Annotated in this window: 21 protein-coding genes and 1 pseudogene; 8 read left to right on the top strand and 14 right to left on the bottom strand. The window is 57.2% G+C overall.

The window, feature by feature from the left end; genetic code table 11:
• Window positions 1-54: 54 nt before the first annotated feature.
• The 7 genes from RW023_RS04690 to RW023_RS04660 form a co-directional block, all read right to left on the bottom strand.
• Window positions 55-837, bottom strand: coding sequence for an amino acid ABC transporter ATP-binding protein (locus RW023_RS04690; protein WP_315580102.1), 783 nt, complete (start codon window positions 835-837; stop codon window positions 55-57).
• Window positions 837-1,685, bottom strand: coding sequence for an amino acid ABC transporter permease (locus tag RW023_RS04685; RefSeq protein ID WP_315580114.1), 849 nt, complete (start codon window positions 1,683-1,685; stop codon window positions 837-839). The genes RW023_RS04690 and RW023_RS04685 overlap by 1 nt, the downstream gene beginning before the upstream one ends.
• 126 nt (window positions 1,686-1,811) lie before the next feature.
• Complete coding sequence (locus RW023_RS04680; protein WP_315580101.1) at window positions 1,812-2,693, bottom strand: ABC transporter substrate-binding protein; 882 nt, start codon at window positions 2,691-2,693, stop codon at window positions 1,812-1,814.
• A 226-nt stretch (window positions 2,694-2,919) separates the two neighbouring features.
• Window positions 2,920-3,078, bottom strand: coding sequence for a hypothetical protein (locus tag RW023_RS04675; RefSeq protein ID WP_315580100.1), 159 nt, complete (start codon window positions 3,076-3,078; stop codon window positions 2,920-2,922).
• Window positions 3,079-3,173: 95 nt separating this feature from the next.
• Window positions 3,174-3,650: a cupin domain-containing protein gene (locus tag RW023_RS04670; protein ID WP_315580099.1), complete on the bottom strand. Its 477-nt coding sequence runs from the start codon at window positions 3,648-3,650 to the stop codon at window positions 3,174-3,176.
• Complete coding sequence (locus RW023_RS04665) at window positions 3,647-5,023, bottom strand: amidohydrolase family protein (protein ID WP_315580113.1); 1,377 nt, start codon at window positions 5,021-5,023, stop codon at window positions 3,647-3,649. The genes RW023_RS04670 and RW023_RS04665 overlap by 4 nt, the downstream gene beginning before the upstream one ends.
• A 4-nt stretch (window positions 5,024-5,027) precedes the next feature.
• Window positions 5,028-6,548 (bottom strand): adenosylhomocysteinase, encoded by a 1,521-nt coding sequence (locus tag RW023_RS04660; RefSeq protein ID WP_315580098.1) that lies wholly within the window; start codon window positions 6,546-6,548, stop codon window positions 5,028-5,030.
• A gap of 101 nt (window positions 6,549-6,649) precedes the next feature.
• Between RW023_RS04660 and RW023_RS04655 the strand changes: the two genes are divergently transcribed.
• Together RW023_RS04655 and RW023_RS04650 are read left to right on the top strand one after the other, a co-directional pair.
• Window positions 6,650-7,585 carry a Cof-type HAD-IIB family hydrolase gene (locus RW023_RS04655; protein ID WP_315580097.1) on the top strand — a complete coding sequence of 312 codons (936 nt, stop codon included), beginning with the start codon at window positions 6,650-6,652 and terminating at the stop codon, window positions 7,583-7,585.
• Window positions 7,586-7,660: 75 nt separating this feature from the next.
• Window positions 7,661-8,041, top strand: coding sequence for a hypothetical protein (locus RW023_RS04650; RefSeq protein WP_315580112.1), 381 nt, complete (start codon window positions 7,661-7,663; stop codon window positions 8,039-8,041).
• Between the two features lie 115 nt (window positions 8,042-8,156).
• On the opposite strand, the gene RW023_RS04645 is transcribed toward RW023_RS04650, so the two are convergent.
• Entirely contained in the window at window positions 8,157-8,759 is a 603-nt protein-coding gene (locus RW023_RS04645) for a hypothetical protein (RefSeq protein ID WP_315580096.1), read from the bottom strand.
• A 151-nt stretch (window positions 8,760-8,910) separates the two neighbouring features.
• Between RW023_RS04645 and RW023_RS04640 the strand changes: the two genes are divergently transcribed.
• The 3 genes from RW023_RS04640 to RW023_RS04630 are packed head-to-tail and all read left to right on the top strand — an operon-like array spanning window position 8,911 to window position 11,129.
• Window positions 8,911-9,432 carry a peptidylprolyl isomerase gene (locus RW023_RS04640; RefSeq protein ID WP_315580095.1) on the top strand — a complete coding sequence of 174 codons (522 nt, stop codon included), beginning with the start codon at window positions 8,911-8,913 and terminating at the stop codon, window positions 9,430-9,432.
• A gap of 20 nt (window positions 9,433-9,452) precedes the next feature.
• On the top strand, window positions 9,453-10,355 hold the full coding sequence (locus tag RW023_RS04635) for a rhomboid family intramembrane serine protease (RefSeq protein WP_315580094.1): 903 nt from the start codon (window positions 9,453-9,455) through the stop codon (window positions 10,353-10,355).
• Window positions 10,356-10,367: 12 nt separating this feature from the next.
• Window positions 10,368-11,129 (top strand): Rossmann-like domain-containing protein, encoded by a 762-nt coding sequence (locus RW023_RS04630; RefSeq protein ID WP_315580093.1) that lies wholly within the window; start codon window positions 10,368-10,370, stop codon window positions 11,127-11,129.
• A 572-nt stretch (window positions 11,130-11,701) separates the two neighbouring features.
• Here RW023_RS04630 and RW023_RS08400 read toward each other — a convergent pair.
• A pseudogene (locus RW023_RS08400) lies at window positions 11,702-11,971 on the bottom strand (cell division protein CrgA); the annotation flags it as partial.
• A gap of 317 nt (window positions 11,972-12,288) precedes the next feature.
• Here RW023_RS08400 and RW023_RS04620 point away from each other — a divergent pair.
• From RW023_RS04620 to RW023_RS04610, 3 genes are read left to right on the top strand one after another with little or no spacing between them, the layout of a single operon-like run.
• Window positions 12,289-13,017, top strand: coding sequence for a DUF881 domain-containing protein (locus tag RW023_RS04620; protein WP_315580091.1), 729 nt, complete (start codon window positions 12,289-12,291; stop codon window positions 13,015-13,017).
• On the top strand, window positions 13,010-13,756 hold the full coding sequence (locus tag RW023_RS04615) for a class E sortase (protein WP_315580090.1): 747 nt from the start codon (window positions 13,010-13,012) through the stop codon (window positions 13,754-13,756). Before RW023_RS04620 ends, RW023_RS04615 begins: the two co-directional genes overlap by 8 nt.
• Before the next feature lie 14 nt (window positions 13,757-13,770).
• A complete protein-coding gene (locus RW023_RS04610; RefSeq protein ID WP_009408018.1) occupies window positions 13,771-13,923 on the top strand; it encodes a hypothetical protein in 153 nt (50 codons plus the stop codon).
• A 134-nt stretch (window positions 13,924-14,057) separates the two neighbouring features.
• Here RW023_RS04610 and pknB read toward each other — a convergent pair whose 3' ends face one another.
• The 5 genes from pknB to RW023_RS04585 all read right to left on the bottom strand — a co-directional run bounded on the left by pknB (window position 14,058) and on the right by RW023_RS04585 (window position 21,853).
• Window positions 14,058-16,058: a Stk1 family PASTA domain-containing Ser/Thr kinase gene (gene pknB / locus RW023_RS04605; protein WP_315580089.1), complete on the bottom strand. Its 2,001-nt coding sequence runs from the start codon at window positions 16,056-16,058 to the stop codon at window positions 14,058-14,060.
• Entirely contained in the window at window positions 16,031-17,524 is a 1,494-nt protein-coding gene (locus RW023_RS04600; RefSeq protein WP_399499360.1) for a protein kinase domain-containing protein, read from the bottom strand. Before RW023_RS04600 ends, pknB begins: the two co-directional genes overlap by 28 nt.
• A 92-nt stretch (window positions 17,525-17,616) precedes the next feature.
• Window positions 17,617-19,074, bottom strand: coding sequence for a penicillin-binding transpeptidase domain-containing protein (locus RW023_RS04595; protein WP_315580087.1), 1,458 nt, complete (start codon window positions 19,072-19,074; stop codon window positions 17,617-17,619).
• Window positions 19,071-20,489 carry an FtsW/RodA/SpoVE family cell cycle protein gene (locus tag RW023_RS04590; RefSeq protein WP_315580086.1) on the bottom strand — a complete coding sequence of 473 codons (1,419 nt, stop codon included), beginning with the start codon at window positions 20,487-20,489 and terminating at the stop codon, window positions 19,071-19,073. Before RW023_RS04590 ends, RW023_RS04595 begins: the two co-directional genes overlap by 4 nt.
• Window positions 20,489-21,853 carry a PP2C family serine/threonine-protein phosphatase gene (locus RW023_RS04585; protein WP_315580085.1) on the bottom strand — a complete coding sequence of 455 codons (1,365 nt, stop codon included), beginning with the start codon at window positions 21,851-21,853 and terminating at the stop codon, window positions 20,489-20,491. Before RW023_RS04585 ends, RW023_RS04590 begins: the two co-directional genes overlap by 1 nt.
• Between the last annotated feature and the right edge of the window lies 1 nt (window position 21,854).

The following is a 21,854-nucleotide window of genomic DNA, read 5'->3' as shown; positions in this document are numbered from 1 at the left end:
ACGGCTTTGGAACCGTCCACAAGAGGGACAGAGGGACACAGTGCGATGAGGGGCTCAGTGGAAGACGCGAGCCAGGAATTCCTGAGTCTGAGGCATCTTCGGATTGTCGATGACTTCCTGAGGGGTACCCTGTTCAACGATCTTTCCGCGTTCCAGGAACACCACGCGGTCTGCAACCTGACGCGCGAAACCGATTTCATGGGTTGCCATAAGGATCGTTGAACCGCTGTCTTTGACCTCGCGAACCAAGTCGAGAACTTCGCCGACCAGCATGGGGTCCAATGCCGAAGTGATTTCATCAAGCAGAAGAAGCTCGGGATTGGTTGCAAGTGCGCGAACAATAGCGACGCGTTGCTGCTGGCCACCCGACAGTCGGTCGGGGTATTCCTCGGCTTTTTGAACAAGACCAATACGTTCCAGCAATTCCATTCCGCGCTTTGTTGCGCGTTCAGGTGCCCATCCGTGGACCTTGCGTGCAGCCAGTGTCACGTTATCAATCACTGACATGTGCGGGAACAGATTGTAGTGCTGGAATACGACCCCGATCTGCGCGCGAACCTTGTCTGCGTTGATGCTGGGGTCGGTGATGTCCATTCCGGAGAGGAAAATTTGGCCATCGTCGACGCGCTCGAGTAGATTTGCGCAGCGAAGGAGGGTCGACTTACCCGAACCTGATGCTCCCAAAAGTACAACGACCTCGTGACGGTGAACGTCAAGGTCTAGGCGGCGCAAAACAATGTTGGAACCGAAGCGCTTGACGACGCCCTGAACAGAAAGGACGGGGTGTTCCGCGGAGGTTGCCAAGCTCTCGTCAGGGGTGATGGTTTCCGTGCTCATCAGACGGTACCTCCCATCTGCTCGCGCTTACGTAGTCGTGCCGTGTACCAATCGGACAGACGAATGAAGGGGAAAGACAAGACGATGAAGAGGAAGCCCGCAACCACGTAGGAAGTGAAGTTGTAGGTCGTTGCCTGCTGAACCTGTGCTGCGCGGATTGCGTCAGTTGCGCCCAGAACAGAAATGAGGCCCACGTCTTTCTGCATGGAAATGAAGTCGTTCATCAAAGCCGGGGTGACCTTACGAACTGCCTGCGGCACAATGATGTGACGCATGGTTTGTCCGTGGGTCAGACCCAGAGAACGCGCTGCGTAGCGCTGTGAGGGGTGTATGGATTCGAGGCCAGCACGGAGCACCTCGGAAACGTAGGAGGTGTAGGTGATCACCAGGGCGATGGTCCCCAGGAGCGTCACATCGATACGCCTGCTGGGATTCAAAGCAGGAATACCGAAACCGATGATGTACAGCACCACAATGAAGGGCACGCCGCGGAAGATGTCCGTGTATGCGGCAGCAAGGAAACGGATTGGGAAGAATACCGGTCCACCCAAGGTACGTGCGGCAGCAAGGAGGGTTGCAAAGATCGCAACGCCAGTTGCTGCAACCAGCAGCATGCGGATGTTGAGCCACATGCCGGAGAGGACTGCAGGGAAGGAGCTCTTCGCGTATTCCCAGTTGAAGAAGGTTTGTTGAGTTGTCTTCCATCCCGGAGACGAGGCCAAGATGACAACGATGAGTGCCGCGATGACCAGAGTGGAGATCGCGGAGATCAAGAGTGAACGAGTGGTGCGCGCGCGCCGGTAACGACGGCGCTGGCGCTCGACCTCAGAGACTGGGAATTCAGCCATGGGGTCTGCGGAGTGGGAATTGGTGAGCACGGGGTCCTCTGAGTGGGTTTCGAATGCATGAAGCAATAAGGACAAGGGGGATGAAAATTCTCCGGCTTGGGACGAATCCCAAGCCGGAGAAGAAAATCACTGCTCGAAGATCGGAGCGGATGCGGCGTCGGCCAGCCACTTCTTCTGAAGTTCAGCCAGGGTGCCGTTATCGCGCAGCGTGTCAACTGCCTTGGTGACCGCGGGGGTCAGGGCGCTTCCCTTAGGAAGCAGCAAACCGAAGTTGTTGCCATCCTCGTTCGCGGTGAACTGGCCAACCACGGTGCCGTTGTCAACCTGGGTTGCGATGATGTTGAATGCGGTGGGCAGGTCCACGACGATTGCGTCAACCTGGCCGCCCTTGAGGGCCTGGACCACGTCAGCAGAACCGTTGAAGATCAGCGGATCGGTGCTGGGCTTGAGCTTGTTCATCACGTAGTTCTGAGAAGTCGTGCCGGTCTGAACGCCGAACTTCAGCTTCTTCAGGTCTTCAAGGCTCTTGGCCTCGGCAGCGGGGGTGCCCTTCAAGGCGACAACTGCCTCGGAGGTCGTGTAGTAGGGGCTGGAAAAGTCCACTGCCTGCTTGCGAGCATCGGTAATGGAGAACTGCTGGATGTTGAAGTCCCAGTCCTTGGCGCCAGGAGCGATTGCCGAATCGAAGGTGGTGCGCTTCCACACGACCTGATCCTTGGAGAAGCCCAGCTTTTCGGCGACTGCGTAGGCAACTGCGGCCTCGTAGCCTTCACCGGATTCGGGGTTGTCGTTGAGGACCCAGGGGCTGTAGGCCGGATCGCCGGTGGCGATGGTGAGCTTACCCTTGGTGACGGTGGGGAGTGCTTCGCCGGTTGCGTTTGCATCGGCGGTTGCGGAAGTTGTGCTGCTGGAAGTGGTTCCGCCCGCGCATGCACCCAGCGCCATGACGGCAGTTGCTGCGATTGCGACGAGTGCGGATTTACGGAAACGGATCTTGGGACGAACCACGTGTGCTCCCTATGAAGATATTGTGGGACAGAACAGTTTTGAGTGCTTGTCAACCCATGGGTAAAGCACCCACGCTCTAAGGCTAAGGGCAACTACGCGCTCATGGAAAGAGATAGTCTCAAACTTGAGATGTGAGATATGGTCTGCGTGGATCCTCGCTATGATGGATCTAATAACCGAGGGCAGATCCAATTGGATCTGCCCTCTGATCATTTGACGCTAATGGTCACTTGCCAAGCTTGTCTTTGATGTCTGAAACGACGTCCTCGGCCTTGTCCTTTGCTGCCTCTACAGCTTCTCCGACCTTGTCCTTGAGATCTTCGGCCTTGTCCTTTGCGGTTTCCAAGCCTTCTTCGGCCTGCTTCTTCAGGTTTTCCAGATCCACGATGGGCTCCTTCATTAGTGGTACTCCCAGTTCTTACTGGAATGCTTACTTAGGCTACGTCATTGCTATGAGCATTGTCGATACTTAGGAAAGCTTCAGGAGTTGGTTTCCGCAAGCTTCCAGTCTTCGAAAGAGAACTCAGGCGACACCACACAGGTGGCCAGCGCCGCTTGGCCTCGAGCAAAAGTCCGCTGCCACGAACCAGCGGGGACGAGGAATTGCACGGGGTTCGAAGGCTCAGAAGGTGAGAGATCTGCACCCTCAGCATCCGGCGATCCTAAGATCACGATCTGCGGCTCGGAACTTGGAGCCTCGCCATCTCCGCCGAGATGAATCTCCAAGGAACCCGGCCCCGACCAGATCCAGAGTTCATCGGAGTGCACCAGATGCCAGGCAGCCTCCTCGTCGCGATCCAGCACAAAGAGGATTGCCGAGGCCGTGGCTCGCTTGCCGCGAGGGGTTTCCACATGCGTGGGTGCGGTCCAGGTGCGACGGAAGTGGCCGCCCTCGGGGTGAGGCGCAAGGTCAAGCTGTGTCACGAGCATGGAAGCGAGCGGGGTGAGAGTAGTCATTGTACTTTTCCCTCAAAGATGTCGGTGAAACGTGGATCAACCCAGCGCAGGTTTCCGTCAATAATCGTTGCAATCTGGCGAGAAGCACCGGTTTGGACGAGTTCCTCGATAGTGTCAACAATCGTCGTGACGGGTACATCGAAAAACACCATGTCTGCGACCGCGCCCGACTGAAGCTGACCCACCCGTTGGGAACCCGTCGACAACCCCAAGGCGACAGCCCCGCCCAAAGTTGCGGTGTGGAGCAGACGTCGAGCCAAATCGCTTTCCGAATATCCCTGAGCACGCGCAATCTTATAGAGCAGTGCAACGTCTTCCATGACGTCAAGGCTGGGAGAAGACGACAGAGAGTCCGTCCCCACGGCCAGCAAATTGCCCTCATTCAGGTAGGCGGCAACAGGGGGAGCATCCAAGCCAATCACGCGATTCGAGCGCGGACACAAAGCAACAGCAGTATTGCGAGAACGCAGGCGACGCCGGTCATCCGCGGTCATGTAGACGCCATGTGCCACATGGCAATCAGGACCCAAAACCCCCAGCTGGTCAACGAATTGTGTCGCCGAGAAGCCCCCGCCAAGAGAGCGCATCTCGGTGAAGGACGTCGAGGCGCCGCTGCGCCACAAATCGTCCAATTGCGCGGTTCGGCCTTCTTTCCACTCGGCCTCGGAATGGGATTCACCCAAGTGAATGTGCAGGCGGAGGTTACGCCTGCGCGCAAGGTCGGGAAGATCCAAAAGCGGTTCCGCATCCAAGGAATACGGTGCATGCGGGGAAATACCGATCTGTGGGGGAGTGGGCATCGCATCCAAGGAAGCATTCACGCTTGCAGGACCGCGAGCCGCCCAATCCTCATTCGACCACCCCATGACTTCCCAGTAGGCGACGCCGTGCAAGCCGAGTTCGTGGAGCGCGCTCGCGGCCTCGGGATCGGTAACAACGTCGGCGGCACTGGTGGTCCCGTAACGGATCGATAGGCGAGCGCCACGCGCGGCCTCGGCCTTCCAATCGAATTCGGTATGGTCATAGACCGCGTCGAAAGCCTGCGCCCACGAGGGGAAACCCGTGTAACGCCTTGCGCCGACCTGCGCCATTCCCGTGTACTGCAGGTGGGTGTGCGCGTTGACGAGGCCGGGCATCAGTACCCCGTCGACGTGGTGCTCGACGAAAGAACGTCCAGCTTGCTCAAGTGCGTGGAGTACCCAATCGCGAGATCCCACGTGTTCGATTCTCCCGCCGGAAACCGCAATAGCACCGTCCAAGACGGATGGAGCGGTGATTGGAACGACGAGTCCAGCTGAGTAGACCTCGACGACGTCGGAATGCGGGCGGGGGCTGAGGATCTCTGCGTCATCCTGGGAAAGCGTCGAAGTCATAGAGCTATTGTGCATTGCCTGCACCGCTCAGTGCATCAAGCGCAGCTTGAGCCACCGCATTATCGGCTTGAATGGGGAGGTTATGAAGACCGGGATTAAGTTCGTCTCCGTGAAGCAGCAGCTCAGTGAGCGCCGCAACTTGGACCCCGAAACTCATATCCATAATCTCGATCGGGTTTCCTTCGCCGGCCGTGTAGTTGATGCCTTCTCCCTTTTCTAAAAGACGCAGGGACTTTCCATTCGGATCACTCAGGTGCTGGATGTGTGCGGGACCGGCCTCGGTAAGAGTCCACCCCGCGGTCAGTGCCTGCTCGACTTCAACTTCACCGATCACACCGCCTGCGACAGTGACAATCGCGTCTTTGGGGAGAGCCTCAAGCGCGCTGAGCGGGATGGTCGAGGGCTCTCCCGTGGCGGACATCAAAAGCCCCGCCGTGGAGGCAACCTCGCCGAGGGCAGCGACTGCGAAACCATCCATGCGTGCTTGGAGCGCGCGGACGGGGTCCAGCTCAACGACACTGACACGGGCCCCCAAGGCGCGAGCAAAGCGCGCACACCCCTTTCCGACATCTCCATAGCCAATGATTCCGACCCTCATCCCAGGAATTGGAGCGCCGAGGCCATCGGGGTCAATGATGTCAAGGACTGTCGTCCAGCATGACTGGCCGGTGCCGTAGGCATTATCGAAAAGAGTCTTTGAGCGTGCGTCATTGCTGGCAATCACAGGGACGCGCAGCGGGAAATGACGCAGCGGGCGCAGTCCCGAGGTCGTTTCCTCGGCAGCGCCACGCAAGGAAGAAAGTGCGGTGGGAGCGCGACCCGGATCGTGTGCCATGCGAATCAGATGAGAGCCGTCATCCAACAGATACTCGTTGTTTTCAGCGAGAAACTCTTGCGCGAGCTTTTCTTCCATCTCGGGGCTTGCCTGGGAGTCGGCGAAAACCTTCAGTCCCTCCCGGCGCAGTTCGTCGGCAACATCATCGCGAGTTTCGCTTGCGTGCCCAAAAACGGAAACTTCGGCTCCGGCCTCGGAAAGCATCAAAGCAAGCGCTGCGGTCTTAGGTTCCAAAACCAGGGCGAGGCCAATCCGGCGACCAGGGAGCAGGTGGGCAATGCGGCGAACCGCTGCCTCGGTCACGGGCATGTGCATGCGTGCCCATGAAATGCGTCCGGTGTCCCCGGGGCCAGAAATTAGGGAAGTGTCGGGAGCGTAGACGCCTTCGAAGTTAGCGGAGGGAGCTACGACGGTAATTGCACCCGGGTGGGGAGATGCTCCCTCGTCTAGGTCGAAGATGACGTCGAGGCCGGTGGGAGTGGAGGGGGCGTCCTCGGAACAATCAGGGGTAATGACCTGGGCTCCGAAAGCCTCAAGGAGCGCGGTGAGCTCTCCGTCGGAGGTGATGAAGCGCCTTCCGGCGATCAACATATTTGTTGCGCGAGCATAGGCTCGCAGGAGCAATTGCGCATGGGTCATGCCGTTCAAACTAGCAGATGAGCCTTCACGAGGTTGAGGAGTTGGCGGCATTAGGTCCATGAAAGGCGCGCTTGTTAGTCTGGTCGCAGGTCTTTTTCTGTTCAATGGTGGCCCTTGAGGATGTCATTTCCGGCCGTGAGGAAGTACTACACATGCACGAAGCGTCAATGCTGCAGGCAAGTGATCCCGCCACATACGCGGATGCTGATATTCGTCTGGCAGCAGTCGATATGGATGGGACCTTGTTGGATGATCAGAAAAACTTCCCTGCCGGACTGGAGCAGCTCCTCGATTCTATGGAGGCTCGTGGCATCACTTTTGTTCCCGCCTCAGGTCGACAAATCTGGACTCTGATCAATATGTTCCCGGAGCGCGCGGGCATGACTTTTATTGGTGAAAATGGCGCGGTCGTGATGCGTGATGGGGAAGAGATATCCTCAAGTCCCCTTGACCTAGGGACGGTGCGCCGGTGTGTCGAGTTGGTCCGTCATCACGTGCGTCAGGGCGGTTTCTTTGCTGCGCGTCCCGATTCGCAAGATGGGAAGGCCCAGGAAATGGAAGCTGCGCAGTGGGATGGAGGCCTTGTCGTTTGCGGGAAGAAATCAGCGTATATCGAGCGCAGTGATGCGCCGTTCGTGCATGCAATCTCTCCGTACTACGCACGAACTCAGGTTGTTGACGACCTGCTTGAAGTACTTGATGAGATTGAACACGGTGAATTGGATGACGCGATCATCAAGCTTGCCCTGCGCAGCGCAGGTGATGTGAAGCCCTTGGCCGAACGAACTTTGGGAACGTTTAAGCAGAGTCATCAATTCGCGCTCTCTGGTGATAACTGGGCAGATTTGCAGATGCGCGGAGTTGATAAAGGCCAAGCGCTCAGCGAACTGCAGAAATATCTTGGAGTTTCACCTGCACAAACCGCAGTATTTGGAGACGCGGGAAACGACCTTGGGATGATGTCTCACGCTGAGTTTTCCTTTGCGATGGCAAATGCATCTCCCGATATCCTTGCCGCCGCTCGCTTTGTTGCGCCTTCGAATAACGAGGCCGGGGTTGTGCGCGTGCTGAGCTCTTTCCTTGAGTAGTCACCTTTACAGGGTCCAGAGCCTTCGATAGTCTCAGTCTTCGGAAGAAATATCCACGAGGAGGACAACGTGAGCATGCCGCAGCCCGCTGGTCAAAACTTCGGAACCCCGTTTGGGCAAGGTGAAGCGAAACTTAAGCGTTTCCCGTTGATCCTCGGCATTATCGGCTGGATTCTTGTTATTTGTTCGTTTTTGTTCCCCTACCTGATCATCCAAAGCGCAATCAAGAGCGGACATCCCGAAGGCGCCGGCTGGGTGTGGATCCTGATTTTGTTCATGTGGGTTGGCCTCATCGGCCCGATGAATATCCTCGGCGTGGTCTTGTCGATTCCGAGTCGTGCAGTTCAGGTCTCGGCGGCACAGCGCACGCTCAACGTGTGGGCGATTGTTCTGAATGTGAGTTCCTTGGCATTGGGAATCTTTGGATTCGTGGGGCTCTTCTTCATCGCCGGTTAGCGCATTTTTAGCCGAGTATCTTCACCGGTGAAGATCTGGAGAGACAAATGTTTTGGGGTCGCGACGCAATGCATCGCGACCCCAAAATATTAAGCCTTCTCAGAGGCGCTCTGTCTTACTCGGCAGAAGCTTCCTGGTTCTGATCAGCGCTGTAGTCTTCGACCTCGAGGTCTGCCCAGTAGTCTTCGGCCCACGGATCTTCGATCGGCTGGCTGCGCTTCCACAGGACGTAGCCTGCACCAGCGGCGGCAGCGGTCAGTGCGGTGAAGCAGAGGGCGCGAAGCAGGCGACCCTTCTTCTTGCAGCACTTCTTCTTACGGGTCGGGGTAGCCAGTGCCTGTGCCGATGCGGAACGGGCGGCGCGTGCGCGCGAGCCCAGATCGCCCTCAGCAGCAAAAGCAGTGGCGGACTCGGACACTGCCTTGTTCAGGCGAGGCAGGTAGTCCTCCACGACGTGGCCGTGAATGTCGGAAAGGAAGGGCTGAGCGCGGTCGGCGACAGACTGTGCACGTTCGCTTGCGGACTCAACAAGGGGAGTCGCGCGCTCAATTGCGCTTGAGAGCGCGGCCTGTGCGCGAGGAGCTGCCCAGTCCAGTCCCTGCTCTGCCAGATCGGCGGCTCGCACGGCGAGACGGCCCGCGTGCACAGCCGCTGCGTCGCGGAGCTGCAGGCCCTGTGCCTTGAGCTTTTCGGTGTCGATGTTCGGGGTCCTTGCCATGATGTCTCCGAATCTGTAAAAAATTCGCGTCCGTTGAGCGAACGCATGGACCCTTCTATTGTGCACTCTTTGACCATTAGATGCAGCTTCATTAAGCGAATACGGAGCAAAATAGCGTGCCGATCTCGCCTGAATCTGGAACCATGGAGGTATGGAAGCAACAATTCACACCAATAAGGGCGATATTCGGCTCGAGCTTTTCCCCGAGCAAGCCCCCAACACCGTCAAAAACTTCACCTCACTTGCACAGGGCGAACGCGAATGGATTGACCCCAACAATGGTCAACCCACCTCGCGCCCCCTTTTCAATGGCACGATTTTCCACCGCGTCATTGATGGCTTCATGATTCAGGGCGGTGACCCGCTTGGTACCGGAACCGGCGGCCCGGGATACCAGTTCAACGATGAGATCCACCCGGATCTGACCTTCTCCAAGCCCTACCTTCTGGCCATGGCAAACGCAGGTAAGCGCATGGGCAAGGGAACCAACGGCTCTCAGTTCTTCATCACCGTTGCGCCCACCCCGTGGCTCAACGGAAACCACACTATTTTCGGTGAAGTTATCGACGAAGACTCCAAGCGAGTTGTCGATGCGATCGCAACAACCCGTACCGGTCGTAACGATCGTCCCGTCGAAGATATCGTCATCGAATCGATCGATATCACTGAGTGACCTCAAACCGGAAGGTTTATATGTCTCAGCCTCTGTATGGTCAGCGTTCTGATCCCTACGCCGCACCCGAGTGCCCGCGCCACCCCGGAGTGCGCAGCGTCGATTACTGCAAGCGCTGCAATCGGCCCATGTGCATCCAGTGTGTTGTGCCCACGGAAGTCCGTTCAATCTGTGTGGACTGCGCGGGCCGAGGCCGAGGCAACCTCTTCGGAAGTGCCCGCGCTACCCGGCCTCGTCAATGGGGGAACGTCCGGGTGAGCCAACAAACCCCTGTCGTCACCTACGCGATCATTGCCGTGTGCGTGGCTCTCTGGGTAGGTGACATTCTCACCAAGGGCGTGATCACCCAATACCTGGGATTTACACCGATTCATGGCCTGTATCAGCCGTGGCGGATCCTGACGACGGCGTTCTTGCATGTGAATCTCATGCACATTGCCTTCAATATGGTTTCGCTCTACGCAGTTGGACGCGCATTGGAGCCAGCACTGGGACGCGGTCCCTACTTCTGTCTCTATCTTTTGAGCGCTCTTGGCGGAACCCTTGGAGTTTTGGGGTGGGTACTGATTGACCCCTCATCGGCCTCGACGGTGACCGTTGGTGCCTCGGGTGCGATTTTTGGCCTTTTTGGCTCGGTTTTTGTTCTGCAGCGGGCCGCCGGGATTGACGTGCGCGCAGTTGCCGGCCTTCTTGCAGTTAACCTCCTGTACGGCTTCATCGTTTCAGGGGTCTCGTGGCAGGCTCATCTTGGCGGTTTGCTTTTCGGGATGCTCGCAACCTGGGCGATGCTCGCCTTGGGTAAGCCGCGTTCCGGAATGACAGCGAAGAAACAACGCCGCCGTTTGTATCTTGGTATTGCAGGCATGTTCCTTCTTGAGCTTGTCATCCTTGTTGTCACCTATATGGTGCTTCTCAATATCTGAGTGGGAGTTTCAATGCTGGACCTGTGGAATCCGTGGGAGATCTATGATCGGCTGATTGACCAGATCGACCCGACCGTGCAAGTCACGGCTAGTGGGCGTTTTGGTAAGTGGGCTTTCATTGAGAATTCCGAGGCCGGTGCGGGAATGGCCTTCCATATGCCCGTTGAGTCGATCCCTCGCCGCCTTCCCGCCGATCCCTCCGGCATGAGTCTGCGTGAGGTTGCAGCTTTTGCGAAGAGTTGGAATTTCGCCGAGGCCGCCCTTGGGATGGCTGCTGTGAATTCGTGGTATGCGCTTCCCTCGCGGGCAGAAGCCGCAGGTTTTGTTCCTTGCCAGGTGAATAACTGGCAGAACCTTTTTGACCCCTGGTCGGCTGAGGTTGCCGGTAAGCGCGTTGCTGTTATTGGGCATTTCCCCTTCGCTGCCGCTGCCCTTTCCGCCGCATCTGAGCTCTTGATCTTCGAACGCAACGTATTGGACGGAGATTTGCCAGACACTGCCGCAGAATATGTTCTTCCCACCTGTGACTACGTCTTTATTACGGGCTCCGCTTTTGTGAATAAGACAATGCCGCGTCTTTTGCAGCTTTCCCGGGGTGCGCAGACGATTATTGTTGGCCCTTCGGCTCCCGCTGCGACTTTGCTTGCCGAGTACGGGATGAATTCGCTGACGACCTTCTCGACGACGGATATTGCTTCCTTCCAGCCCGCTTTGGGTGGCCAGCGTCTTGGGGGCATGTACGAGGCCGGTCGACGTATCGAGTTCCACGCGTAGTCTGCGTGGAGTTATTGCCCCACATCTAGGTGATGCGGGGAGTGTAGTGACCCGCTGAATGTCCGTGCACTGGCTTCGTTTTGGCTGCTTCTTATCGCATTCTGGCGAAAGCTGGGAGCTAAATGGAGACTTGCTCATTTTGCTTGTGGATGTTGTGGATAAAGTGTGGATACAGCGCGAAATCGTTGCGCGAAGCTGAAAAGTGTGCTGCGGGGCATCATTTTGTTGTTTTTGAGGCAAAATGTGAGTTTTTGTTGATATACGGCAAGTCTGAAGTTTCAATCCAATCTTCATGGAACTAAATTCATTAGTAAATCTGGGAATCGAAGCTGGATAATTACATCGATGATATTTATCCCCAGCTGTGGATTTGCCTGTGGATAACTTTTTACTATGGATATGGATTGAGGCCCCTAAGACGCCGAAAATCATAGATACCAATGATCTGGCGTAGATCAATGTTGTGATGCGTGAAAGCAAAGGGCTGGGACACCCGTAAGGGTGTCCCAGCCCTTGACACTCAATCGTGAATTTCAGTTCATCAGAAAGGAGAATTCACGTTCGACGACAGCTCAGCGCCAACGCATAGTCATGAGGAAGCCGACAAAGGCGATACCGCCGCCGACTGCCAAGTTCCACTGACCGATCTTCGGAATCGGGTAGGCGGCACCGGAAATGTAGAAGACAACAATCCACAGCAGACCGACAATCATCAGGGTCGTAAAAACGGGCGCCCACCATACAGGCGAAAGCGGAATACCATCGGTCCACGCGCGGATCTCATTATCCGACTCGGCCTTTGCGCGCTTCTCAACGCGAGATTCGTGATCGCGCTTCTTGCGTGATGAACGCTTGCCGTGCTCCTCGCGCTTCGAGTCCTTCTTCTTCTTCTCATCCTTGTGCGCGTGGCGCTCGTCGCGCTTTTCGGAACGCCCCTCGGTCTGTGCGTCCTTCTTCTCTTCCTCGCGCTCTTCGCTCTTCTTCGGCTCAGCCACGATTTTCCTTTCATGCGGCAAGTGTCGGGATCTCCCCGGGAAACGCCGCGACAGGCGGCCTCCCTCTAGCCTAGCGGGACTGAGCCAAACATCAAAAGCAACTGGGCGCTGCGCCCTCAAACAAGGGATACTAGAGGTATACCTATTCGCCAACAGGAGATGATGTGAAACTCTTCGGCCGACCGCTCACCCGCCCGACGGGTCGTACCCTGCGCTCGGCTCTCTCTGTTCTCATCGTCACCATGGCCTCGGGAATGCTTTTTGTCGCCAGTGCGCGCTCAAACTCGGAAACCCGTTCACAAACCGCTGTTGATCTGGCTGGGCTTGTCGCACACCGTCAAAATGAAGTGAAAGACCTCCAAGACGGGGTGCGTGGCCTGAAAGATCAGATTGCGGGTCATGTTCCGGCAGCTGGCCAGCAGAGCAGCGATAACGTTGGTGAACTTTCCAAAGTTCCCGTCTCGGGTCCCGGTATTACGGTGACCCTTTCAGATGCGCCCACAGACAGTATCCCGGATAACGTCAACCCCAACGATCTGGTCATTCACCAGCAGGATATTGACGATGTCATGAATGCAATGTGGGAAGGTGGCGCAGAGGCGATGACCGTCCAAGGTGTGCGTATCGCCCCGCGAACTGTTGTGCGCTGCATTGGAAATGTTATTTTGGTTGGTGGTACATCCTTCTCTCCGCCCTACAAGATTTCGGCGATCGGAAATGTGAATCAGCTCCGAAATTCAGTCGAAACGAACCCTCGGGTCGTCAATTATCAGCGTTATGTGGCACGCTACGGATTGGGCTGGGAGTTGAAAACTTCAGATAAACTGGAATTTCCAGCATCAGACCAAGATCTATCCCTTCGATACGCACAGGTGGTGAAAGAGAATGGGTGAACACGTGAAAGAAGCGGCTGCCCCCCGTCGCTATCGCGTCACCTTCCTCTCGGTCATCGGCGAGCTCCTCATTACGATTGCCGTCATTTTGGGGTTATTTGCCGTTTGGCAGTTGTACTGGACGTCATACAAGGTAGAGGGCCCTCGCGCGCAAGCAGTCGCGGACTTCTCCAGCAAGCACCCATCGAACCGAACCTTGGGTGAGCGTCATACTGACGATCCGCCGGAGTTCACCCTGAACCCGGCAATCGATGAACTCTACGGAGTGATCCATGTGCCTTCATGGAATTGGATGAAAATCCCCTTGGGTGAAGGTACGACGGGTAGCGTGATTGATCAGGGTTGGGCCGGCCATTACAAGGACACCGCGCAGCCCGGCCAGGTGGGTAACTTCTCGGTTGCCGCACACCGTCGTTCATACGGTAATTCATTCCGTTTCATTGACCTGCTCAAGGACAATGACAAGGTTGTTGTCGAGACCGATAACGTCTATTTGGTCTACACCTACCAGTCCAATGAGATCGTTTCCGCTAGCGATGAAACCAATATTCGTGTCATTGCTCCGGTTCCCGGTGATCTCACCTTCTCGAAGCAGCCGACTGAACGTCTGATGACGATGACGACCTGTAACCCCGAGTATGGCAACTCTGAGCGTTTTATTGTTCATCTCAAGTTGGAATCGTGGACTCCGAAGAGTACGGGTGTCCCCGCCGAACTACTTGACGAGCCCGTGGAGTAAGGAAGGAATTCACTATGTACGGATGGTTTTTCCGCCACCTTCCGGGACCCACGTGGTTCCGAGTTTTCTTGTGTCTGGTGATTGCTGCCTTCGCTGTTGCCGTACTTTTTGCCTATGTCTACCCATGGGCAGAGCGTTTCTTTGGCTTGGGTGGCGCTGCGGTCTGATTGACCGAAAATGAGCATAGAGTGGGGGGCCGGCATTGCCGGCCCCCCACAGTGTATTCAGTTCGGATTTTCTGCCCTTTGGGCGAGGTACCCCAAACAGACTCTATGTCAGTCTGAAGCGGGCCTCGTGAGCCTTAGTGGCTTGAGGAGGGGCTGGGGGAGGCCGAAGACCCACCCTGTGACACGTAGAGAGTGATGGAGCTGCCCTGTCGCACCGTAGAACCTTCACTGGGCGTTACGCCGGTGACAACACCAGCAGCTGCGTTACGGTCGGGCATCTGGATGACAGTCACGCGCAATCCCAAGGCCTCAAGTTGGGAGGCGACCTCGGTGTAGTTTGCACCCGTCAGGTTCTGGGGAACGGTGATGTTACCCGAAGCGATGTTCAGGGCGATACTATCGCCGCGCTTGGCCTCGGAACCCACAGCCGGAGAGGTCGAGACGACACGGCCCTGCTGGGCGCCGCCCTCATCGACGGTATTGACGTTTCCAACCGACAGGCCGACCTGGGTCAGTGCGGTACGAGCCTGATCCTGGCTCATGCCAGTGACATCGGGAATCGTCACCTTTTCAGAGCCAGAGGACACGTAACCGGTAATGGTTGATCCTGCACGAACCTTCGAGCCTGCAGAAGGACTGACGCGCGCAATCTTGCCGCTTTCGACCGAATCGGACGCTTCCTTCTGGTCGGATAGAGTCCACTTCAAGCCCAAAGCTTCAACAGTTTGCTGAGCCTGCGTTGGGGTCATACCGACAAGATTGTCCGGCAGAGTGATAGAGGCGGGACCCGAAGAAATCGTTGCAGTCACGCGGGAACCGGGCTTTGCAGCGGTTCCGGCCTGAGGATCGGTTGACACGACGGAACCGGCAGGAACGGTGTCAGAAGCAACCTGCTCGTTCGCAACAGCCCACTCGAAGCCCTCATCCGTTATAGTCTTCATCGCCTCGGCCTGGGTCTGACCAACAACGTTGGGTACCTCTGTCGTCGAATCGGCGCGAGTATGCGTGAGGAAAAGCCACGCGATACCAATAAGCGCGACCAAGACAACACCGATGATTCCCGCGATCAGAGCCGTAGGACGCTTCTTCTTGTCCTCTTGCTCCTCATCATTTCGACGAACCGCAGTTGCCGTGGCCCCTCGAGGTCGGATTTGGGTTTCTTGGGCCTCGGAAGGTGAGGAGGCTGCGGGGAATGCGGGAGGCGCGGCAACAGCGGGAAGCGTCTGCGTCGCCTGAGTCGTCCACACCGCGGTTTCGGGCGCGTTCACATGAGAGCCATGAGCTGCGCGCAGAAGGTCAGCCTTCATTGCAGCCGCTGAAGAATAGCGATCATCGGGGTTCTTAGCCAGAGCCTTCATGACGACGCGGTCCATTTCTGGCGGAACATCGGGCGCAATCGAGGAGGGCAGAGGCGGGAGAGTCTGCACGTGCTGGTAGGCGACGGCTACCGCAGAATCCCCGGTAAATGGCGGCTTTCCAGTGAGAAGCTCAAAGAGTAGGACGCCCGCTGAGTACAGATCCGAGCGCGCATCCACCGGCTTACCCTGAGCTTGCTCGGGGGAAAGGTACTGAGCGGTGCCAACGACTGCGTTCGTCTGCGTCATTGTCGCCTGAGAATCGGCGATGGCGCGGGCAATGCCGAAGTCCATGACCTTAACTTCGCCCTTGGAAGTGAGCATGACGTTGCCGGGCTTGATGTCGCGGTGGACCAGGCCAGCAGAATGCGAGTACTCCAGCGCAGAGAGAACGCCGGCAACAATGTCGACGACCTCGGGAATAGGGAAGGGGCCCGCATCGTCAGAGAGCAGGTCCTTCAGCGGACGCCCATCAACGTATTCCATGACGATGTAAGGAATTGACACTCGACGTCCGTCGGGAAGGATGGTGGGCTCTTCGCCGGTGTCGTAGACCGCAACGATGTTTGGATGATTGAGTGAAGCCGCGGATTGGGCTTCACGACGGAAGCGCGCCTGGAAGACGGAATCCATCGCCAAGTCGGTGCGGAGAGTTTTAATTGCAACGATTCGCGACAGACGCTTGTCGAATCCGAGGTGAACTTCGGCCATCCCGCCGCGCCCGATGAGCGAGCGCACCTCGTAGCGTCCCCCTAGAACTCGAGGGGCGGATTCTGCCATGTCGAAACCTCCTGATTGAGTGAGACGTCTGCACTTGTCCGGTGCAGGAGCGACCCTAATCTGTTGTGGATAGTAGCAACCGCGATTAAGAAAATTGTGAGAGAGATCAGGAAGATGACCAGCCATTTTCCGATTTGCTCACTGCGGCTTGGCTCCGGCGCCACAACAGAACGATTGTAGCGAGTCTTTGCGGGAGCGCTCGTGAGGATTGTTCCGTTCTCTTCCGTGATCGCATGCCAGCGGAAAAGCGCGGGGTTGATTCTTGTGGTCTGAGCAGGCCGTTTGGGACGCTGTGGGCTGGTAGGAGCCTTGCGTGCCGAGGCCTCGGACGCGGGGGTGTGCACCGCAGGAGCTGTGCTGCGGCTTTGCGCCCTGCGCCCTGGTCCGTCACCCTGCTCTTCCCTTCGCGAGGCCGCAGAGATGCGGGAGGAGAGGGAAGAGTGCGATGGGGAATCCTTGTGCGAGGCCTCGGGCGTGCGTGTCGGCGTCACAGGGCGGGCTGCCAGTGAAGGCTGTGCTGCCTGTGCATCAAGATCGACGGGCTCAAGCATGTCCTCGGGAAGGGAACGACGGTGTGTGTGGCGAATCGGCGCGCTGCGTCGAGCCACGGGGTTGACGCGAGTTTCGACTGCCGGTTCACCCGGAGCCGGTGGAGCACCGTGCTGCGGAGCTGGAACGGTTGGAGCGGGGAGCGGACGTGCCTGAAGGGAAACGCCCATCTCACTGGCTGCCGCAACCAGTTCACGAACAAGTGCAGAACCTGATGCGGGACGTTGCTGTGGATCTTTAGCCAACAAGCGGTAGATCACTTGAGCAAGGGGGGCGGGAACCGTGTCCGGAAGCGCGGGAACCGGTTCATTGACGTGGGCGAAGGCAATATCGACCTGGGACTTCCCGGTGAAAGGACGAACTCCAGCCGCGGCCTCGTAGGCAATGACACCAAGAGCGTAAAGGTCGCCCAGGGAAGTGGCCTTCTCTCCCATTGCCTGCTCGGGGGGAAGATACTGGGCGGTTCCCATTACCATGCCATCGGCGGTCAGATCAATCTGCGAATCTGTACGAGAAATACCAAAATCCGTCAGCTTAACCATGCCGTCGGCTCGGATGAGTACGTTTGCGGGTTTGATATCGCGATGGACGACACCTGCTTGAGCTGCCGCGCCCAAAGCCATCGCAATCTGCATAAGAATGGGCATGAGGTATTCGGGAGCCAGAGATTGGCCACCGCGCAGGTAGTCGGTCAAAGGGCGTCCTTCAACCAGCTCCATAATGATCCAGCCGCGACCGTTTTCTTCGCCCGAATCCAAGACATTTGCGATATTTGGATGCTCAACGCTCATCGCGTTACGCGCTTCAATGCGCAAGCGGGAGAGCGAAAGTTCCTGCCCGGATAACTCGGGACGCAAGACCTTCGCAGCAAGAATGCGGCCGGTGACGCGATCTCGTGCTTTCCAGACCTCGCCCATTCCTCCTTGAGCAATGAGGGAAAGCAGCAGATACCTGCCGCCCAGGACTCGCCCGGCCAGCTGGTTTGGTGCCCGCGTTGGTTTGGGATCGCTCACTTCAGACCCTCCTGGAGAAGCGCACGTGCGATGGGGCCCGCATCGGTTCCACCGTGCGGGACGGGATGGGATTCATCGCCCTCAACAATTACCGCGAAGGCGATCTGCGGATTATCAGCGGGGGCGAAGCCAACTGCCCAGGCATTTGCGCGACCGGAGCCATCGCCTACTTCAGCGGTTCCGGTCTTGGCTGCAACGGAGACTCCTGGAATTGCCATGGAGGTTCCGGTTCCATAGGGCTGGGAGACAACGCCGGTCATCATCTGCGTCATTTGGGAAGAGATCTCGGGGGTAATCTTCTGGCCCACGCGGACTGGTGAGGTTTCCGATTGAACCTGAAGATCAGAATCAACGATCTGAGAAATCAGGTAGGGGCGCATCATTGTTCCCTTATTGGCAATGGTCTGTGCGATCATCGCCATGTTCATAGGAGTGACCTTGACCGAGTACTGGCCGATTGCGCTCATCGCCAGCTGCGCAGAATCCGTTGAGTCCGGGAATTGAGAAGGGGTGACACTGAGCGGAATCTTTTGGGAGGTTCCAAACTCAAAACGGTTCGTCACATCTGCCAAATCCGTGTGCGTCAGTTTCTCACTGGCCAAGACAAAGGTTGTGTTGCACGAACGCGCAAAGGCTTCAGAAAGGGTTGGGTGTCCGTTGCCGCATTCGGTTGATTCAATGTTTGATACCGAGGTGGTCGTCCCGGGAAGCGTGGTTGAGACGGGGGAGTCCATCTCTGTTTCCGGAGTGACCACACCCTTTTCAAGAAGCGCAATGGTTGTCAGGATCTTGAAGGTCGATCCGGGTGCGTACAAGTCGCCTGCGATCGCTCGGTTGTACAGGGGCTTAGAGGGATCATTAATGAGATTCGTGTAAGCGGTATTGGCTTCCTGCGAATCGAAGACCGCCAGCGAATTGGGGTCGTAGGAAGGTGAAGAATACATGGCCAAGACCGCACCGGTTTTGGCATCGAGAGCAACAACTGCGCCCTTGCGATTCCCCAGTTCCTCAGCCGCGATCTTTTGCATATCCGGGTTGAGCGTCAAAACGACGCCACCACCTTGGCGGTTTTGCCCGGTGAAAAGGTTACGGAGGCGCTGGGCAAGAAGAACTTGAGACTGCCCATCCAAAATGTCTTCAGCCGCTGCTTCCATCCCAGTAGATTGAGAGAAAGCCGCTGAGAAGTAGCCCGTTGTCTGAGCATAGAGGGGACCCTGGGCATAGTAACGTTGGTAGCGCGAAGAATCCTCGATCTTCTTTGAAGAAGCGACGGCTTCTCCAGCAACGATGATGGGACCGCGGTCGACTTCGGCGGCATGAAGGATGGTTCGCTGATTGCGTCCATCGGCATTGAGAGATGGCGCCTGAATGACCTGATTATTCGTCACAATCAGACCAAGGGCCGCAAACATCATCAAAACGACGACGAAAAGACGGCGAATCTGGGTGTTCATAGTCGACCTCCCACGTGTTCGGGGGTGTGACGTTTCTTGGCATCAACAACGGGGAGATTGCCCGAGGTCCAGGTTGAGGGCGCCGAAGGACGACGCGAAGCATCCGATACGCGGATGAGAAGAGCAACAGCCAGCCATGAGGAGACCATAGAAGAGCCGCCGGCAGCCAAGAAAGGAGCGGTCAGGCCGGTGAGTGGAATCAGTCGGGTGATGCCGCCCAAAACCACGAAAATCTGGATTGCGAAGGAGAAGCTCAGACCCGTGGCAAGAAGCTTCCCGAAGCCGTCACGCACGCCGATTGCCGCGCGCATGCCTCGTTCAATAAGAATCAAGTACAGGACCAAAATCGCCGCAAGGCCCGTAATTCCAAGCTCTTCGGCGAAAGAAGAGAGGATGAAGTCCGAGTTGGCCAGGGGGACAAGCTGGGGATAGCCGCGACCCCAGCCCGTTCCCAAAAGCCCGCCCGAGGCCTGGCCGAAGAGGCCTTGGACGAGCTGGTAAGAGCCGCCGGCTTGAGCGTTGTAGACCTCGGGATCAAGGGCGTTGAGCCAGACCGAGAAGCGAGCACGAACGTGGCTGAAGGCGCTAATGGCAACAAGAACTGCAGGGACGAACATGAGGAAGCCAATGACCAGCCAGGAGACGCGATTTGTGGCGACATACAGGGTCGCAACAAAAAGGCCGAAGAAGAGCAGCGAGGTCCCCAGATCCCGTTGAAGAACCAGGATGGCTACTCCCACAAGCCATACGATCAAGATTGGTCCAAGGTCGCGAGCGCGGGGCATCCGCATGCCCAGAACCTTGGGGCCGCCAATCGCGAGATTATCGCGATTGTTCACCAGGTAACCCGCGAAGAAGATTGCCAGCGTGATCTTGACGAGCTCACCGGGCTGCACTGACAGGGGTCCGAGGCTGATCCACACGCGAGCACCGTAGGTTTCCTTTCCCAGTCCGGGAATCATCGGAAGAAGGAGCAGGACAAGCGAAAGCAGGCCAAAAGTGTAGGTGTAGCGACGCAGGATCCGGTGGTCACGAATAACAACCAAAATGACTGCGGCCAACGCAATTGCAATACCGACGAACATCATTTGGCGCATGCCGACCGTATTCATGCCCAGCGCGTTCAATGAGAGGTCAATACGGTAAATCATCGCCAAACCCATGCCGGTGAGCGCAACAGCGACCGGCAAAATAACGGGATCAGCGTAGGGAGCCAAGAAGTGGACTCCGATTTCGGCAAGGATTGCGATGGTGAGCAAAATTCCGATGTGAAGTCCGAGGTTTTCCGGGGGCTCGCCCGTCCGGTTGATACTGGTGATGACATAGCCACCAATGCCGACGGCTAGCGCTAGGAGCATAAGAACAAGCTCAAGAAAACGTCGAGGACGAACGGGGTTAATGGACACGGTTGCCATTAGTTACCCCCTTCCTGATTGGCCGAGGAATTGGCGGAATTATCGCCTGTGGAACCTTGGCCTTCTTGTCCCTGCTGGTTGTTCTGATTTTGCTCGCGTTCCTGCTGTTCCTGTTGTTGCTTCGCTTCGCGCTCCTTCTCCAAAGCGCGCTCGCGGGCATTCGATCGCAGGACTGACACGTAGGCGTCGATATCACTGCGAGAAGTTCGAGTGACGGGCTCTTGTAGACGCTGCTGGTCGACCACGGCAAGCTGATCGAGCTTCACGTCAGTAATTTCCACCGCGTGCGAGAGATTCCACGACCCAATCGACTGCGGAATACCTTGGTAGATGACCACAGCACCGTCTTTGCCCAGCACGTAGTACTGCGTTTGGGTCCACTTCCAGCCGAACCATCCACCGACGACAACAGCAATGGCTGCGATCAATGAGATGAGGGGAAGTACCCATCCAAAGCGCGCGCGACGGGGGATCTCAGACTCGGCCTCGTCATCTTGAGGAAGCGATTTTGTAGGCGCGGAAAGAGCGGCTGCGCGTGCGGCTGCACCACCTCCGCCTCGGGTTGGAGCTAAGCGGTCCTTTGCGGCTGCACCGACAACCTGGGGCGCGGCGGGAGGGTTGGTACCTGCCGGAACGATATCTGCGACAATGCAGGTGATGTTATCTGGGCCGCCGGCAAGAAGCGCAAGGCGGATGAGCTCTTCGGCGCATTCGCCGGGGTCACGGACCTCGGTGAGAACTTCGGCGATCGTATCGGCAGAAACAACACCGGAAAGCCCGTCAGAGCACAGGAGCCAGCGATCGCCGACGATCGCCTCGCGCATGGTTTCATCGGGGGTGACATCGGCTTGGGAATCACCCAGAATGCGCATGACGACGTTGCGCTGAGGATGGTGTTCGGCCTCTTCGGGAGTGATTTGACCGCTATCAACCAAGTACTGAACGAAAGAGTGGTCGGTGGTGACCTGGGTCAGCGTGTCCCCGCGCAGAAGGTATGCGCGCGAGTCGCCGATGTGGACCATCGCGAGTTTCCGACCCGAACGCAAGATTGCGATGCAGGTCGTTCCCAAACCTGCGAGTTCAGGATCGTGTTGTGAGCGCTCGGAGAGTTCTTCGTGAGCGTCCATCAGGGCATCACGAAGGAGGGGAAGAAGAGATTCTGCGGGGTGAGAGTCGGTGTCCAGAGGAACAAGGTGAGCCATCGCGACCGACGAGGCAATATCGCCACCCGCGGGACCGCCCATTCCATCGGCTAAAACCAGTAAATTTGCGCCCGCGTAGCCAGAATCTTGGTTATTTTGACGCACCAAGCCGACGTCGCTGCGAGCGGCGTAGTGGAACTCGATGGGCTTGGATTGGGGCATG

The sequence above is a fragment of the uncultured Actinomyces sp. genome, assembly GCF_963542285.1.
Taxonomy (GTDB): Bacteria; Actinomycetota; Actinomycetes; order Actinomycetales; family Actinomycetaceae; genus Pauljensenia.
This window is presented reverse-complemented; position numbering and strand designations above follow the sequence as displayed.

Coding starts and splice junctions, on each gene's coding strand:
- RW023_RS04690 (WP_315580102.1), bottom strand. CDS start 837: ATGAGCACGGAAACCATCACCCCTGACGAGAGCTTGGCAACCTCCGCG.
- RW023_RS04685 (WP_315580114.1), bottom strand. CDS start 1,685: ATGGCTGAATTCCCAGTCTCTGAGGTCGAGCGCCAGCGCCGTCGTTAC.
- RW023_RS04670 (WP_315580099.1), bottom strand. CDS start 3,650: ATGACTACTCTCACCCCGCTCGCTTCCATGCTCGTGACACAGCTTGAC.
- RW023_RS04665 (WP_315580113.1), bottom strand. CDS start 5,023: ATGACTTCGACGCTTTCCCAGGATGACGCAGAGATCCTCAGCCCCCGC.
- RW023_RS04660 (WP_315580098.1), bottom strand. CDS start 6,548: ATGCCGCCAACTCCTCAACCTCGTGAAGGCTCATCTGCTAGTTTGAAC.
- RW023_RS04655 (WP_315580097.1), top strand. CDS start 6,650: ATGCACGAAGCGTCAATGCTGCAGGCAAGTGATCCCGCCACATACGCG.
- RW023_RS04650 (WP_315580112.1), top strand. CDS start 7,661: ATGCCGCAGCCCGCTGGTCAAAACTTCGGAACCCCGTTTGGGCAAGGT.
- RW023_RS04645 (WP_315580096.1), bottom strand. CDS start 8,759: ATGGCAAGGACCCCGAACATCGACACCGAAAAGCTCAAGGCACAGGGC.
- RW023_RS04640 (WP_315580095.1), top strand. CDS start 8,911: ATGGAAGCAACAATTCACACCAATAAGGGCGATATTCGGCTCGAGCTT.
- RW023_RS04635 (WP_315580094.1), top strand. CDS start 9,453: ATGTCTCAGCCTCTGTATGGTCAGCGTTCTGATCCCTACGCCGCACCC.
- RW023_RS04630 (WP_315580093.1), top strand. CDS start 10,368: ATGCTGGACCTGTGGAATCCGTGGGAGATCTATGATCGGCTGATTGAC.
- RW023_RS04615 (WP_315580090.1), top strand. CDS start 13,010: ATGGGTGAACACGTGAAAGAAGCGGCTGCCCCCCGTCGCTATCGCGTC.
- RW023_RS04610 (WP_009408018.1), top strand. CDS start 13,771: ATGTACGGATGGTTTTTCCGCCACCTTCCGGGACCCACGTGGTTCCGA.
- pknB (WP_315580089.1), bottom strand. CDS start 16,058: ATGGCAGAATCCGCCCCTCGAGTTCTAGGGGGACGCTACGAGGTGCGC.
- RW023_RS04600 (WP_399499360.1), bottom strand. CDS start 17,524: ATGGGCGAGGTCTGGAAAGCACGAGATCGCGTCACCGGCCGCATTCTT.
- RW023_RS04595 (WP_315580087.1), bottom strand. CDS start 19,074: ATGAACACCCAGATTCGCCGTCTTTTCGTCGTCGTTTTGATGATGTTT.
- RW023_RS04590 (WP_315580086.1), bottom strand. CDS start 20,489: ATGGCAACCGTGTCCATTAACCCCGTTCGTCCTCGACGTTTTCTTGAG.
- RW023_RS04585 (WP_315580085.1), bottom strand. CDS start 21,853: ATGCCCCAATCCAAGCCCATCGAGTTCCACTACGCCGCTCGCAGCGAC.